The following is a 13,981-nucleotide window of genomic DNA, read 5'->3' on the forward strand; positions in this document are numbered from 1 at the left end:
TTTCTTTACGCGGAGCTTATCGCGGCGGCGCCGGCTGGGCGTAGACGATGATGGGCGCCGGAGTCTTGGGCGCGTAATTGGACAACATGAACGACATCGCCGCGATCGTGAGCGCCGAACTGCCGATGCAGGTGGCGGCTACCCATTTGATCATTTCGCTCTGCGTGCGGTGAAAGTTGGCCTCCAGTTGTGCGGACTGGGCTGCATAATCGGCCCGTAGCGATTGTGCAGTCGATTGCAGTGTTTGTTCCAACGTCCTGAGCTGCGCCTCATTTTCCCGCACAACGCCCTCTAGTCTGGCGGCGGTTGCCTCCAGCTTGGCGTCGATATAATCCTTGTCGGTGGTCGCACTCATAGGAAGCATGATCGTCCCGCTTATTTTGTCGGTCAATCGGATTTCTCAACATGCCGGCCAAATATGTGAGATTTCGCGCCGGTATGCTTCTTGATTTGAGTTTCCCCTGTTATAATATTGCCTTAAGCGGCTGTAGCTCAGCTGGATAGAGTACTTGGCTACGAACCAAGGGGTCGTGGGTTCGATTCCTGCCAGCCGCACCAAAATTCGTAAGACGAAGGGCCTGAAGAGTAATCTTCAGGCCCTTTTTCTTTGTTCGCCGGGTCTTATCTTTGTGCCACATCCTGAGCGGTTTGTTCTTGCCGGCGTAAGCTGCCCTGATCGCGCCCGGATGGCGCTGCTTGACTTGGAGGACATCATGGCAAATGATGAACGTATCGAGGTGCGCGTCTCGCTGCTGGAGTATCAAATGGAAACGGTGGTGGATATCGTCAAGGAAATCCGTGCCAATTACGTGACCAGGGCATATCTGGACCAACGTCTGTCGCACTATGCGACCAAGGCGGACGTTGAAAAGATCGTGCAAAGCAGCCGCAATTGGCTGATCGGCGTCGTATTGTCGGCCAGCGCGCTGCAGTTTGCCGTCAATTTCGCCATGCTGCAAATTTACCTCCACAATCGCTGAAGTACATTCCTATTGGCATTTCCGCCGAAATGCCCGATGATTTGCCGATCATCGTTACGGAGGAGTGTGCATGACCATCATCACCACCATTGAAGACCTGCGCGTGCTGGCCCAGAAGCGCGTGCCGCGCATGTTCTACGATTATGCTGATGCAGGCTCGTGGACCGAATCCACCTATCGCGCCAACGTCGACGATTTCCAGACCATCAAATTCCGCCAGCGCGTGGCCGTCAACCTGGAAAACCGCACGCTGAAAAGCACCATGGTCGGCCAGGACGTGGCCATGCCCGTGGCCCTGGCGCCGACCGGACTGACCGGCATGCAGCACGCCGACGGCGAAATCCTCGCGGCCAAGGCGGCCGAAAAATTCGGCGTGCCGTTCACGCTGTCGACCATGAGCATCTGCTCGATCGAAGACATCGCCGCCAACACCAGCAAGCCGTTCTGGTTCCAGTTGTACGTGATGAAGGACCGCGAGTTCATCAACCGCCTGATCGACCGCGCCAAGGCCGCGCGCTGCTCGGCGCTGGTGCTGACGCTGGACCTGCAGGTGCTGGGCCAGCGCCACAAGGATCTGCGCAACGGCCTGTCGGCGCCGCCGAAGCTGACCATCCCGAACATCGTCAACATGGCCACCAAGCCGCGCTGGGTGCTGGGCATGCTGGGCACCAAACGGCGCGGCTTCGGCAACATCGTCGGCCACGCCAGTTCGGTGTCGGACATGTCGTCGCTGTCGGCGTGGACCAGCCAGCAGTTCGACCTGAGCCTGTCGTGGAAGGACGTCGAGTGGATCAAGCAGCGCTGGGGCGGCAAGCTGATCATCAAGGGCATCATGGATGCGGAAGATGCGCGCCTCGCCGTGGAAAGCGGCGCCGACGCGCTGATCGTCTCCAACCACGGCGGCCGCCAGCTGGACGGCGCGCAGTCGTCGATCGGCGCGCTGCCGGCCATCGCCGACGCGGTCGGCAAGCAGATCGAAGTGCACATGGACGGCGGCATCCGCTCCGGCCAGGACGTGATCAAGGCGCTGGCGCTGGGCGCGAAAGGCGTCTACATCGGCCGTCCGTTCCTGTACGGCCTGGGGGCGATGGGCGAGCAGGGCGTCAGCAAGTGCCTGGACATCATCCGCAACGAGCTCGATCTGACGATGGCCTTCTGCGGCCTGCGCGATGTGACCAAGGTCGATAAAAACATCCTGCTGCCGGGGAGCTTTTGATGGCATGACGGCGTGCAGTCCGTAATCCGGGGAATATGAGAAAAGTTCATGTATGGCAATAAACTATTTGTTGTAGAATCTAAACATATTCTCTTGCACATAGTTGCCTTGCTTCGATGAAGTTATCTCATCCGCCATCGATCAGGTCCAGGCTGATGTTGTTGGTCGCAGCCTGCATTTTCCCCGCCTTCCTGCTCGCCGGCATTCTTATCTCCTACGATTACCAACTTACGCGGGAAAACTTTATTCGCAGCGCCATGGCCACCGCGCGCGCGAACGCGATGGAGGTCGACAAGGAGTTCGCCATCGTCGAGTCCTCCTTGTTCGCGCTGTCGACGTCGCCGAGCTTCATGGCCCACGATCTGGCAGCACTCCATGCGCAGGCCAGCGAGCTGTCAATCAAGCAAAATATGTTCAACGTGGTGCTTGAGGACGCCGAGGGACGGCAGGTAATGAACACCGTGATGCCCACAGGACAAGCACTGCCACCGGAACCGGACCAGCTTGCACTGAAGGCTTTGCGCGAGAACAGGGCGACCTATATCTCCAACCTGTTCACCGGCCGCCTGTCCGGGCGGCAGATCGTCTCGATCGGCATTCCTGTGCAGCGCGGCGGCGGGCTGAACGTGTTGTCCGGCACGGTGACGGTTGAACGTTTCGGCGAAATCCTGCAGCATCAAAATTATCCCGAGCACTGGGTCACCAGTATTTTGGACAGAAGCGGAAAAATCGTCGCCCGTTCGGCCGATATGCAGCGCTATGTGGGGGCCTCGGCGATTCCCGACGTATTGAAGCGCATGCGCGAACAGCCTGAAGGCTCGTTTGAAACGGCCACCCTGGATGGCAAACCTATCCTTGCCGTGCTGGCGCGCGCGCAATACTCGGGATGGACAGTGGCTATCGGCATACCCTTGCAGGTGTTGAGGACCCAGACCGTCGGCAAGCTGTGGCTGCTGGTGCTGGCTACCATCGTCACACTGGGCGCCGGCCTGGTCTTCGCGTGGATAATCGGCACCAAAATTCGCCGGGCCATGAAAGGCTTGATCCCGCCCGCGTTGGCGCTGGGATCGGGCGGGGAAGTCAAGTCCGCCAACTATGGCCTGCGCGAGGCCAATGAGGTCGGTCTGGCATTGGCCAAGGCATCGGACATGCTGCATGCGGCGACCCATCAAGCTCATCACGATGCGCTGACCGGCATCGCCAATCGCGTCATGCTGCATGCCTTCCTGGACCGGCAACTGGCCGCATGCGAGCGTACGGGCGCGTCCCTTGGCCTGCTGTACCTTGACCTTGACGGCTTCAAGCAGATCAACGACACGCACGGCCACGCTGCCGGCGATGAATTGTTGCGCCAGGCGGCCAGCCGCTTGAGCTCGCATATTCGCAAGGCTGACATGGCGGCGCGCATGGGCGGCGATGAATTTGCCGTCGTGCTGGTCAATAGCGGCGGCGCCGAAACGGAGAAGGTGGTTGCGATGCTCGAGGCCGTGATGGAGCAGCCATACGACATCGGCGGGCTCACCCTGACAGCCGCCGCCAGCATCGGCAGCGCCATTTACCCCAGTTGCGCATCGACCAGCGAGCTGCTGCTCGCCATGGCGGATCAATCGATGTACGAGCACAAGTCGCGCCGAAAAAAATTGCCCTTGCCCCAGCAGTCGGACGTACCCGGATAATCAGGCGACCACATTCCTGGGCGCACCCGCCACCCACGCCTCGATATTGTCAATCAGCTGATCGGCCAGCACCTGCATCGCCTGCGAGCTGGCCCAGCCCGAGTGCGGTGTCAACAGGAAATTCGGCAGGCGCAGGTTGAGCAGCACGTTGTCGGCCGGCGCGGTCTCGTCGACCAGGCCGCCGCGCGCGGTGTTGATCAGCAGCGCGCTGCGCTTCATGCGGATCAACTCTTTCTGGGAGTGGACCCCGAAGCGTGGTTGTAGATGGCGTAGAACTGATCAAGGCGGATTAAGAGTCTGGGGCTGCTTCAGTCTGAAGTGGGAATTTGTGAGTTTTGCAGATGAGCAAGCTGCTATCCTGAACGGCGTCGGTCGAGTTCGGCCACCAGCAGACGGAGAAAAGTGACAACATCGGGGCTCGCATGAAAGAATTTAGGTTTAACATTTTCGGTTCGTTTATTGCTATCACTGGCACAGCCGAGGCTTGGCGCGCCTTTTACCTTGGAGCAGAAGGGAAGCGTAGGCCGGCAGACTTCGTTGTCCCGGCTGACATCGCTGAGCATGAGCTGTGTGAGTATCTGGCCGACCTATTTCATGAAAATGCGACACCTCGAAATTGCACAGCTGTCCAGATATCGTGACGGCGGCGTTCGGCCAACAGCGGACTTTGATCTCAGTCTCGAAACACACACGTACACGCAAACAATTTGTATTCCTGCGACCACTTTCTCTAATGATGCCATCCCATATGACTGCTTCTAAACTTCTCTACGCACTGCCGCTGTTCCTCATGGTCAGCTTCGCTGGCGCTCAATCCGGTCCAACCGTCTCAATTCCGCCGATGTCTGTCGTCCCGCCAGGCGGAAATGGCTGGCAGGTGATGCGCAAGGAGACTGGGATCACCTATCAGCGCGTAGATCCGATCGCCAAGGAGCAAAGGACCGCTTACGCCAGAGTCATCAAATTCCAGGCATCGAACGACGTGGCGAAGATTGAAGCGGAACTCAAATCCGAGCTCGCTGGCGCATTCCCACAAGAGCTTGTCCTCGGCGAGGTGACTTATGAATCCAGCCGGACGCGCGGATATCCTTGTGTAACGGCCTTTTCGGAAGCGACGCAATCGGTTCCACTCCCACAGGAAAAACGGGTTCTTTCCGTGCCGGTTTCGGTGGCCATCATGGCTTGCCGGAATGCCGGTACAGTCCCACTTGGCCTTCTCGCCGGGTACTCGTATGCAGCGATGCAGAGGTCCAAACTGGCAAGGCAGGAAGCCGCTGTGTTTTTTGAGGGCGTTCACCTGAACATGCGCTAGGTATCAAAGCAAATCGGATGGTCAGCTTGCGCAAGCAGCCCCCTCCATAAACTATGGCGCTACCGCCTCGCTACGTGGCCGTCACCGGCATACTACTTACGCCAGATCGCCGCAACCGACAACAGGGCGCGGCCACCACCGTTGTTAATCCGCTTCGGGGCAAGAGGCACCAATCGCCGCCGTTTCGAGACCCTCCGCTTTGGCAATGTGGCTTTACTTCAATGTCGCGAGTATGATTCTTCTGGTCTGGGCACCAGGCATTTATGACGCCACTGTCGTGACCGGGTGCAGTCGGCCAGAAACAGCCGGTCAAGCACATTGCTCGCTCAAAGTGATTTCTAAGACAATGTTGACGATCACACATTCCGCTATCGAGGCCCTTGCTCAAGCTGGAGCGGCCAACCACCTGGAGCACTTCCCGAAACTTCGAAATGAACACCTGGATGACCGCGACATGATGGAGTTGGCCTCGATGGATCAGAAACTAGTTAAGCGGGATATCAATGAACAGTGCTAGTTTTACTTTGCCCACGGACGTAGTGGTTGGCCTCGGTCGTGACTATGTCATTAGCCTTTCAAATCCAGCAGTTGCCACTTACGAGGAGCACACGTCTTCCACCGATAAGTCCCTTGTGGTCCTTAGAGAAGACAGCGCTCTGATGTTGGCCTTCGGTGTGCAGCAGCTTAGAATTTCTCTCGCTAATGTCTTCGGTGGCGAAGTGCGGAGCATCGAATGGTTTGGTTATCCGTCTCTTACGCTGGTGCTGTGGTTCGGTCATACCAGGACTGACGGGGGTGTAAGTATCGTGACGGCGCCACAATCTGAAAAGGCGTGGTTCGTAGACGCGCAACGCCAGCTTGATCCCCTTGTACCGGGAGGTGTAGCGTGGAACGTGAAGTAACCGGAATGTTCGTGAAACTACAACTAACGTCCCATTCCAGCGTGCCGTTTTAAGTTGCGCTTGCCCAGCGGGTTCACTCAAAAACGTTAAGAGTCTAAATCTCGCTTTTTCTGAACGGCCGCTGCGGGGCGGAAGCCGACATCGGCCGCGGCGGCGACCACCGCCCTCGTTGTACGTTTATCAGGCCACCACATTCCTGGGCGCGCCCGCCACCCACGCCTCGATATTGTCGATCAGCTGATCGGCCAGCACCTGCATCGCCTGCGAGCTGGCCCAGGCCGAGTGCGGCGTCAGTAGGAAATTCGGCAGCCGCAGGTTAAGCAGCACATTGTCGGCCGGCGGTGGTTCCTGCGTCAGCACGTCGAAGCCGGCGCCGGCGATCACGCCCGCGCGCAGCGCGTCGGCCAGCGCGGTCTCGTCGACCAGGCCGCCGCGCGCGGTGTTGATCAGCAGCGCGCTGCGCTTCATGCGGATCAACTCTTTGGCGCTGATCATGTTGCGCGTCTTGTCGGTCAGCGGCAGGTGCAGGCTGATGATGTCCGACGTTTCCAGCACTTCATCGAAGCCCGCTTCGCGCACGCCGTCGGCCTTCGCGTCCGCCAGCGGCGAGCGCGTATGCACGATCACCTCCATGCCGAAGGCGCGCGCGATCTGGGCCACCGACCGGCCCAGCGCGCCATAGCCGAACAGGCCCAGACGGCTGCCGGCCAAGTCCGAGACCGGGTGGCCGAACAGGCAGAAGCGCTCGGACTTCTGCCACAGCCCCGCTTCGATGTCGGCGCGGTAGGCCACCAGTTGCCGGCGCAACGCCAGCATCAGCGCGAAGGTGTGCTCGGGCAGCGTGTGCACCGCGTAGTTGCGGATGTTGGACACCACGATGCCGCGCTCGCGGGCGACCGCCAGGTCGACGATGTCGGTGCCGGTGGCCGCCACCGTGATCATCTTCAGGTCCGGCAGCTGCGCCAGGTCATCCGCGCGCAGCTTGACCTTGTTGGTGATGGCGATGGTGGCGCGCGCGTCGTGCAGCCGCGCCGCGGCGTCGGCATGGGCGGTGGCCGGGTACTCGGTCCACTCGTGCGCGAAGGCAGGCTTGCGGATGTTGGCGATCACGCTGTCGCGGTCGAGGAAAACGATGCGGTGTGCTTCAGTCATAGTGCGACCTCAAAAGGTATGGCGCGCGCGGCCGGCGATGCTTTCGGCAGGCGCATGCCCGGATGGTTGGAAAACAGTTCGGCGACCCATTCCACGAACACGCGCACCTTGGCCGACAGGTGGCGGTTTTGCGGATACACGACGTGCACCGGTAGCGGGTCGCTGGTCCAGTCGGCCAGCAGCAGCTCGAAGCGGCCGTCGCCGAGCATAGGCTCCAGCATGAAGTTCGGCATCTGCACGATGCCCAGCCCCGCCAGCCCGGCCGCGATGTAGGCGTTGGTGTCGTTGACGGCGATGTGGCCGGGCAGGGCGACCTGTATCCGCTCGCCGTTGCGGGCGAAGTCCCAGTCGAACAGCTTGCCGGTGCGCGACGAAAAAAAGTTCACGCAGCGGTGCCGCACCAGTTCATCCGGGTGCGCCGGACGGCCGTAGCGCGCCAGGTAGTCCGGCGTGGCGCAAGTGACGAAATTGAGGATGCCGACCCGGCGCGCGATCAGGTTGGAATCGGCCAGCTGGCCGCCACGCACCGCGCAGTCGACGCCTTCCTCGATCAGGTCGATGGTGCGGTCGCTGCAGCCCAGCTCCAGCTGGATGTCCGGGTAGCGGGTGAAAAAATCGGGCAGGGCGGGGATCAGGACATCGCTGGCGAGGCCGGTCGGCGCGTCGACGCGCAGCCGTCCGCTCGGGCTGAGCCGGGTGCGCGACAGCGATTCCTCGGCCTCGCGCACGTCCGACAGGATGCGCAGGCAGCGCTCATAATAGGCGGCGCCGTCGGCGGTCACGCTGACATGGCGCGTGGTCCGGTGCAGCAGCTTGACCGCCAGCGCGGCCTCCAGCGACTGGATCAGCGTCGACACGGTCGCCTTGGGCAGCTGCATGTGCTCGGCCGCGCGCGTGAAGCCGCCGGCGTCCACCACCTGCACAAAGACTTCCATCGCTTGTAGTTTATTCATTTCTGAGTCCCATTGTTCGGAATCCTGAACAATCAATTCGACATTGCACTATTTATCGGATTGTAGAACAAGTTTAAGATTGTTGTACTGCACAAGGAAAGTATTGGAAGGAAAGGGGAACACCATGACATATCGGGACGGAATTTTTGCAACGATCGCACTGGCGCTGACTTCGGTCGCCCTGGCGAGCGTGGTCTATACCGATGCCTACTCGCAGGCGGCCAAGGCCGAAGCGACCGGCGTGCGTGCCCTGACCGAGGTGGCCGCCGGCGAAACGCTGGCCTGCGCCGACACCGCCCTGCTGTCCAGCGCAGCGGATACGGTGCAGCGATGAGCAGCGTCGCCGAGCCATTGCCGCAGCTGTCGGACCAGTTGAAGGTCCGCGGCATTGAAGTGAAGGGTGCCGAAGGCCCGCTGCCGGCCCGCATCTACACCTGCGGCGAGGCCGGCATCAAGCGCGATTCGCTGATCGTGTTCTTTCACGCCGGCGGTTTCAATGGCGGCGACCTCGATGACGCCGACATCTTCCTGCGGCACATGGCGAACGACAGCCCGGACCACATCATCCTGGCCTCGGGCTACACGCTGGCGACGGTGCGCCCGTTCCCGGCCGCCGCCGAAGATGCGCACGCGGTGCTGGTCTGGGCCAAGAAGAACAAGGGCAAGCTGGGCTGGACCGGCAAGCGCCTGCTGGTGGCCGGCATCGAAGCCGGCGCCAACCTGGCGGCGGTGTGCGCGCTGATGTCGCGCGACCGTGGCGGCCCGGCGCTGATGGGCCAGATCCTGGTGATGCCGATGCTCGATCCCGGCCTGAGCACCTGGTCGATGCGCGAGATGCAGAACGCGCCGGAACTGCTGGACCTGGCCGACGCCTGCGCGGCGGCCTACCGCGGCTACCTGCCGAACGCCGCTGACCGTACCCACCCGTACGCGTCGCCGCTGCAGTCGAGCCGCTTGAAAAACCTGCCGCCGGCCTTGATCCTGTCGGCCGAAGACGACCCGCTACGCGACGAAGCGGAACAATATGGTGCCAAGCTGATCGCCTGCGGCGTGAAGACCACCGTCAACCGAATGCCAGCAGCGTCCCTCGATGAAGTAGGGGCGCGCAACGAATGCGCGTGCAAGTGTTACGCGCTGGGAGAAATCGCCAGTTTCATCGCTGGCCTGGAACGGTCCGAGACGCCGCCAGCCTCATAGGGTTCCCCAACCTCTTAGCAGTATCTGTAGTCACGTCCCCATTGGCTTGCCAGCGGGGCGCTAGTACCGTGTTTTCTCGCAATTCGTTGAGGGTAGCCGGTGCCGCCATTTCTATTAAATATTTTCATATAAAAGGGAATTAACATGAAAAACATTAACCAAATCACCGCTGTAGCCCGGCCGCTGGCCGCCGCTATGGCGCTGGCGGGACTGGCCGCTTTCGGCCTCTCCGGTTGCGATGACGCGACCGGCAAGACGGCCGAAGCCCCTGCGGCAGGCGGTCCTCCGATCTCCGCCGCCACCGTGGTCGAGAAAACCATCACCGAGACCCAGGAGTTCTCGGGCCGCCTGGAAGCGATCGAGCAAGTGCAGATCCGTCCGCGCGTCGGCGGCTTCATCACCGCGATCAACTTCAAGCCCGGCAGCCAGATCAAGAAGGGCGACGTATTGTTCGTCATCGATCCGCGTCCTTACCAGGCCGAAGCCAACCGCGCCGAAGCGGCAGCCGGTTCGGCCCGCGCCAAGGCCGACCTGGCCAAGCTGGAACTGGCCCGCGCCGAGAAGCTGCTGGCCGACAAAGCCATCGCCCAGCGCGAATACGATGCGCTGTCGTCCAGCCTGAAACAGCTGGACGCCGACGTCCGTGCCGCGCAGGCGCAGTACGAGTCGGCCAAGCTGAACCTGAGCTACACGCAGGTGACGTCGCCGATCAACGGCCGCGTATCGAAGGCTGAAATCACGCTGGGCAACCTGGTCGACGCGTCGGCCGTGCTGACCTCCGTGGTCTCGCTGGACCAGATCTACGCATCGTTCGACGGTGACGAAGACACCTATCTGCGCGTCGGCGCCGCCGCACACCAGGGCAAGCCGGCCACCGTCAAGATCGGCCTGGCCAACGAAACCGGCTTCCCGCACGAGGGCAAGCTGGAATTCGTCGACAACCAGCTCGATCCGCGCAGCGGTTCGGTGCGCATGCGCGCCACCTTCGCCAACACCGACGGCGCGCTGGTGCCTGGCCTGTTCGCCCGCGTGCAGCTGGCCGGCTCCACCGGCGCCAAGTCGGCGCTGCTGATCAACGACCGCGCCATCAGCACGGACCAGAACCGCAAGTTCGTGTTCGTGGTCGACAAGGACAACAAGGCCGAGTACCGCCCTGTGACCCTGGGACCTGCGATCGACGGCCTGCGCGTGGTGCGCGACGGCTTGAAGCCGGGCGAGAAGATCGTCGTCAACGGCCTGCAGCGCGTGCATCCAGGTGCGCCGATCACGCCGACCATGGTGGCGATGGATGTCGATCCGCTGGCCGCCAACGTGCCAAAAACCGAAGCTAAAAAAGATGAAAAAGTCGCCGCAGTTGACGCCAAGGCGAAAACCGGTACCAGCAAGGAATAAAACAATATGAATATCTCTCGATTTTTTGTCGACAAGCCGATTTTTGCGGCTGTACTGTCGATCATCATCTTCGTCGCCGGCTTGATATCGATCTTCAAGCTGCCGATCTCGGAGTATCCGGACGTGGTGCCGCCGTCGGTGGTGGTGCGCGCGCAGTATCCGGGTGCGAATCCGAAGATCATCGCCGAAACCGTGGCCGCGCCGCTTGAGGAACAGATCAACGGCGTCGAGAACATGCTGTACATGTCCTCGCAAAACACCTCGGACGGCGCGCTGGCGCTGACCGTCACCTTCAAGATCGGCACCAACGTCGAGCAGGCTGAAACCCAGGTGCAGAACCGCGTCCAGCGCGCGCTTCCGCGCCTGCCGGAAGAGGTGCGCCAGATCGGTGTGACGACCGTGAAGGCGTCGCCCAACCTGACCATGGTGGTCCACCTGCAATCGCCGAACGGCCGTTACGACGACCTGTATCTGCGTAACTATGCGGTGTTGAACATCAAGGACCAACTGGCCCGCCTGCCCGGCATGGGCGAGGTGCAGCTGTTCGGTTCCGGCGACTACGCGATGCGTATCTGGCTGAACCCGCAGAAAGTGGCACAGCGCGGCCTGACCGCCAGCGATGTCGTCAACGCGATCCGCGAGCAGAACGTGCAAGTGGCCGCCGGTGTCATCGGCCAGGGTCCTACCAAGGGCGCCGACTTCCAGCTGACCGTCAACACGCAAGGCCGCCTGCAAAGCGAAGAGGAATTCGGCAACATCATCCTGAAGACCAATGCCGACGGCGCGGTAACGCTGCTGAAGGACGTGGCCCGCATGGAGATGGGTTCGAACTCCTACGCGCTGCGCTCCCTGCTGAACAACAATTCGGCCGTGGCGATCCCCATTTTCGAAGCACCGAACGCCAACGCGCTGCAGTTGTCGGCGGACGTGCGTGCGACGATGGCCCGCCTGTCGAAGGATTTCCCGGAAGGCGTCACGTACAGCGTTGTATATGACCCGACCCAATTCGTGCGCGAATCGATCCGCGCCGTGATCCACACGCTGATCGAAGCGATCATCCTGGTGGCACTGGTGGTGATCGTGTTCCTGCAAACCTGGCGCGCATCGGTGATCCCGCTGCTGGCCGTTCCCGTGTCGGTGGTCGGTACCTTCGCCGTCATGCTGGGCTTCGGCTTCTCGATCAACACGCTGTCGCTGTTCGGCCTTGTGCTGGCCATCGGTATCGTGGTCGACGATGCGATCGTGGTGGTGGAAAACGTCGAACGGAACATCTCCAACGGCCTGTCGCCGCATGACGCGACGATCCAGGCGATGAAAGAGGTGAGCGGTCCGATTATCGCCATCGCGCTGGTGCTGTGCGCCGTGTTCGTGCCGATCGCCTTCGTATCGGGCCTGTCCGGCCAGTTCTACAAGCAGTTCGCGCTGACCATCGCCATCTCGACCGTGATCTCGGCATTCAGCTCGCTGACGCTGGCTCCGGCCCTGGCCGCCGTGCTGCTGCGTCCACACGACGCACCGAAAGACGCGCTGACCCGCGTCATGGACAAGATCTTCGGCCGCTTCTTCGGCTGGTTCAACCGCTTCTTCGGCCGCGCATCGCACGGCTATGAAACCGGCGTGACCGGCGTGCTGAAACGCAAAGGCGGTTCGCTGGTCGTGTACGCCGTGCTGGCGGTTGCGGCGGGCTTCATGTTCAAGATCGTGCCGCCGGGCTTCGTTCCAGCGCAGGACAAGCAGTACCTGATCGGCTTCGCGCAGTTGCCGGACGCCGCCTCGCTAGACCGTACCGACGCAGTCATCCGCAAGATGTCGGACATCGCCAAGGACATCCCTGGCGTGGCCGATTCGGTGGCTTTCCCTGGCCTGTCGATCAACGGCTTCACCAACGCGCCGAACGCCGGTATCGTGTTCACGCCGTTGAAACCGTTCGAGGAACGTACCAAGAAGAGCGAATCGGCTCAAGCCATCGCCGCTGAAATCAACAAGCGCATGGGCGTGATCGAAGGCGCGTTCGTGATGGTGCTGCCGCCGCCGCCGGTCAATGGCCTGGGCACCACCGGTGGTTTCAAGGTGATGATCGAAGACCGCGACAACCTGGGCTACGACGCGCTGTACAAGGCGATCCAGGCGATCCAGATGAAGGCATGGCAGAACCCGAAACTGGCCGGCGTCTTCTCGAGCTACCAGATCAACGTGCCGCAGCTGTTCGCCGACATCGACCGCTCGAAAGCCAAGCAACTGGGCGTGCCGCTGCAGACGATCTACCAGACCTTGCAGATCAACCTGGGTTCGCTTTATGTGAACGACTTCAACCAGTTCGGCCGTACCTACCAGGTGCGCGTCCAGGCTGACCAGCAGTTCCGTTCGCACGCCGAGGACATCGCCCAGCTGAAAGTCCGCAACGACAAGGGCGAGATGATTCCGCTGTCGTCGCTGATGCGCGTCAAGGACAGCTATGGCCCGGACCGCGTGCAGCGCTACAACGCCTACGTCGCGGCGGAGATCAACGGCGGCGCCGCTCCTGGCGTGTCGTCGGGCGAAGCGCAGGCTGAAATGACCAAGATCATCAACGAAGTGCTGCCTAAGGGTATCGGCTACGAATGGACGGAACTGGTGTACCAGGACATCCTGTCCGGTAACACGATGATGTATGTGTTCCCGCTGTGCGTGCTGCTGGTGTTCCTGGTGCTCGCTGCGCAATACGAAAGCTGGACCCTGCCGCTGGCGGTGATCCTGATCGTGCCGATGTCGATCTTCTGCGCGCTGGTCGGCGTCAAGCTGACCCACGGAGACAACAACGTCTTCACGCAGATCGCTCTGTTCGTGCTGGTTGGCCTGGCCTCGAAGAACGCGATTCTGATCGTGGAGTTTGCACGGGAACTGGAACACCATGGCCGCAGCATCGTTGACGCCGCGCTGGAAGCTTGCCGCCTGCGTCTGCGTCCGATCTTGATGACGTCGATCGCATTCATCATGGGCGTGCTGCCGCTGGTGTTCTCGCACGGTGCCGGTTCGGAAATGCGTCATGCGATGGGTGTGGCGGTGTTTGCCGGCATGCTGGGCGTGACCTTCTTCGGCCTGTTCCTGACGCCGGTGTTCTACGTCCTGCTGCGCAAGCTGGCCGTGAGCATGGAGAAGAAGAAACCTGCCGTGGCTGGCGACGCCGCCGCGGCAAAACTGGAAGGGACTCACTAACATGAG

General features: G+C 61.3%; 13 protein-coding genes, 1 tRNA gene and 1 pseudogene. 11 read left to right on the forward strand and 4 right to left on the reverse strand.

Annotated elements, in window-relative coordinates; all coding sequences use genetic code 11:
- Positions 1-16: 16 nt before the first annotated feature.
- Complete coding sequence (locus ABWW33_RS29255; protein ID WP_353404926.1) at positions 17-391, reverse strand: hypothetical protein; 375 nt, start codon at positions 389-391, stop codon at positions 17-19.
- Positions 392-481: 90 nt separating this feature from the next.
- Here ABWW33_RS29255 and ABWW33_RS29260 point away from each other — a divergent pair.
- The 4 genes from ABWW33_RS29260 to ABWW33_RS29275 all read left to right on the forward strand — a co-directional run bounded on the left by ABWW33_RS29260 (position 482) and on the right by ABWW33_RS29275 (position 3,872).
- Positions 482-558 (forward strand) — tRNA-Arg (locus ABWW33_RS29260).
- A complete protein-coding gene (locus ABWW33_RS29265; RefSeq protein ID WP_353404927.1) occupies positions 531-980 on the forward strand; it encodes a hypothetical protein in 450 nt (149 codons plus the stop codon). Before ABWW33_RS29260 ends, ABWW33_RS29265 begins: the two co-directional genes overlap by 28 nt.
- A 70-nt stretch (positions 981-1,050) precedes the next feature.
- Complete coding sequence (locus ABWW33_RS29270; protein ID WP_176655996.1) at positions 1,051-2,196, forward strand: alpha-hydroxy acid oxidase; 1,146 nt, start codon at positions 1,051-1,053, stop codon at positions 2,194-2,196.
- Between the two features lie 155 nt (positions 2,197-2,351).
- Positions 2,352-3,872: a diguanylate cyclase domain-containing protein gene (locus tag ABWW33_RS29275; protein WP_353404929.1), complete on the forward strand. Its 1,521-nt coding sequence runs from the start codon at positions 2,352-2,354 to the stop codon at positions 3,870-3,872.
- Here ABWW33_RS29275 and ABWW33_RS29280 read toward each other — a convergent pair.
- Positions 3,873-4,103 (reverse strand): annotated as a pseudogene (locus ABWW33_RS29280) (glycerate dehydrogenase); the annotation flags it as partial.
- Between the two features lie 191 nt (positions 4,104-4,294).
- On the opposite strand from ABWW33_RS29280, the gene ABWW33_RS29285 reads away from it, so the two are divergent.
- The 3 genes from ABWW33_RS29285 (at position 4,295) to ABWW33_RS29295 (ending at position 6,086) form a co-directional block, all read left to right on the forward strand.
- Positions 4,295-4,513, forward strand: a complete 219-nt coding sequence (locus tag ABWW33_RS29285) for a DUF7661 family protein (protein ID WP_353404931.1) — start codon at positions 4,295-4,297, stop codon at positions 4,511-4,513.
- 107 nt (positions 4,514-4,620) lie between these two features.
- Positions 4,621-5,184: a hypothetical protein gene (locus tag ABWW33_RS29290; RefSeq protein WP_353404933.1), complete on the forward strand. Its 564-nt coding sequence runs from the start codon at positions 4,621-4,623 to the stop codon at positions 5,182-5,184.
- Positions 5,185-5,687: 503 nt separating this feature from the next.
- Entirely contained in the window at positions 5,688-6,086 is a 399-nt protein-coding gene (locus ABWW33_RS29295; RefSeq protein ID WP_353404935.1) for a hypothetical protein, read from the forward strand.
- A gap of 180 nt (positions 6,087-6,266) precedes the next feature.
- Here ABWW33_RS29295 and ABWW33_RS29300 read toward each other — a convergent pair whose 3' ends face one another.
- Complete coding sequence (locus ABWW33_RS29300) at positions 6,267-7,238, reverse strand: D-2-hydroxyacid dehydrogenase (RefSeq protein WP_353404937.1); 972 nt, start codon at positions 7,236-7,238, stop codon at positions 6,267-6,269.
- Positions 7,235-8,191, reverse strand: a complete 957-nt coding sequence (locus tag ABWW33_RS29305) for a LysR family transcriptional regulator (RefSeq protein ID WP_353404939.1) — start codon at positions 8,189-8,191, stop codon at positions 7,235-7,237. Before ABWW33_RS29305 ends, ABWW33_RS29300 begins: the two co-directional genes overlap by 4 nt.
- A 124-nt stretch (positions 8,192-8,315) precedes the next feature.
- Here ABWW33_RS29305 and ABWW33_RS29310 point away from each other — a divergent pair, with 124 nt between their 5' ends.
- From ABWW33_RS29310 to ABWW33_RS29325, 4 genes are all read left to right on the forward strand, one after another.
- Entirely contained in the window at positions 8,316-8,525 is a 210-nt protein-coding gene (locus ABWW33_RS29310) for a hypothetical protein (protein WP_176650108.1), read from the forward strand.
- The gene (locus ABWW33_RS29315) at positions 8,522-9,388 is read left to right on the forward strand and encodes an alpha/beta hydrolase (RefSeq protein WP_353404941.1); all 867 of its coding nucleotides are present in this window, start codon (positions 8,522-8,524) and stop codon (positions 9,386-9,388) included. The genes ABWW33_RS29310 and ABWW33_RS29315 overlap by 4 nt, the downstream gene beginning before the upstream one ends.
- Positions 9,389-9,532: 144 nt before the next feature.
- On the forward strand, positions 9,533-10,780 hold the full coding sequence (locus tag ABWW33_RS29320; protein ID WP_353404943.1) for an efflux RND transporter periplasmic adaptor subunit: 1,248 nt from the start codon (positions 9,533-9,535) through the stop codon (positions 10,778-10,780).
- Between the two features lie 6 nt (positions 10,781-10,786).
- The gene (locus tag ABWW33_RS29325) at positions 10,787-13,975 is read left to right on the forward strand and encodes an efflux RND transporter permease subunit (protein ID WP_353404945.1); all 3,189 of its coding nucleotides are present in this window, start codon (positions 10,787-10,789) and stop codon (positions 13,973-13,975) included.
- Positions 13,976-13,981 lie beyond the last annotated feature (6 nt).

The organism is Duganella hordei, from assembly GCF_040369125.1.
GTDB lineage: Bacteria > Pseudomonadota > Gammaproteobacteria > Burkholderiales > Burkholderiaceae_D > Rugamonas > Rugamonas hordei.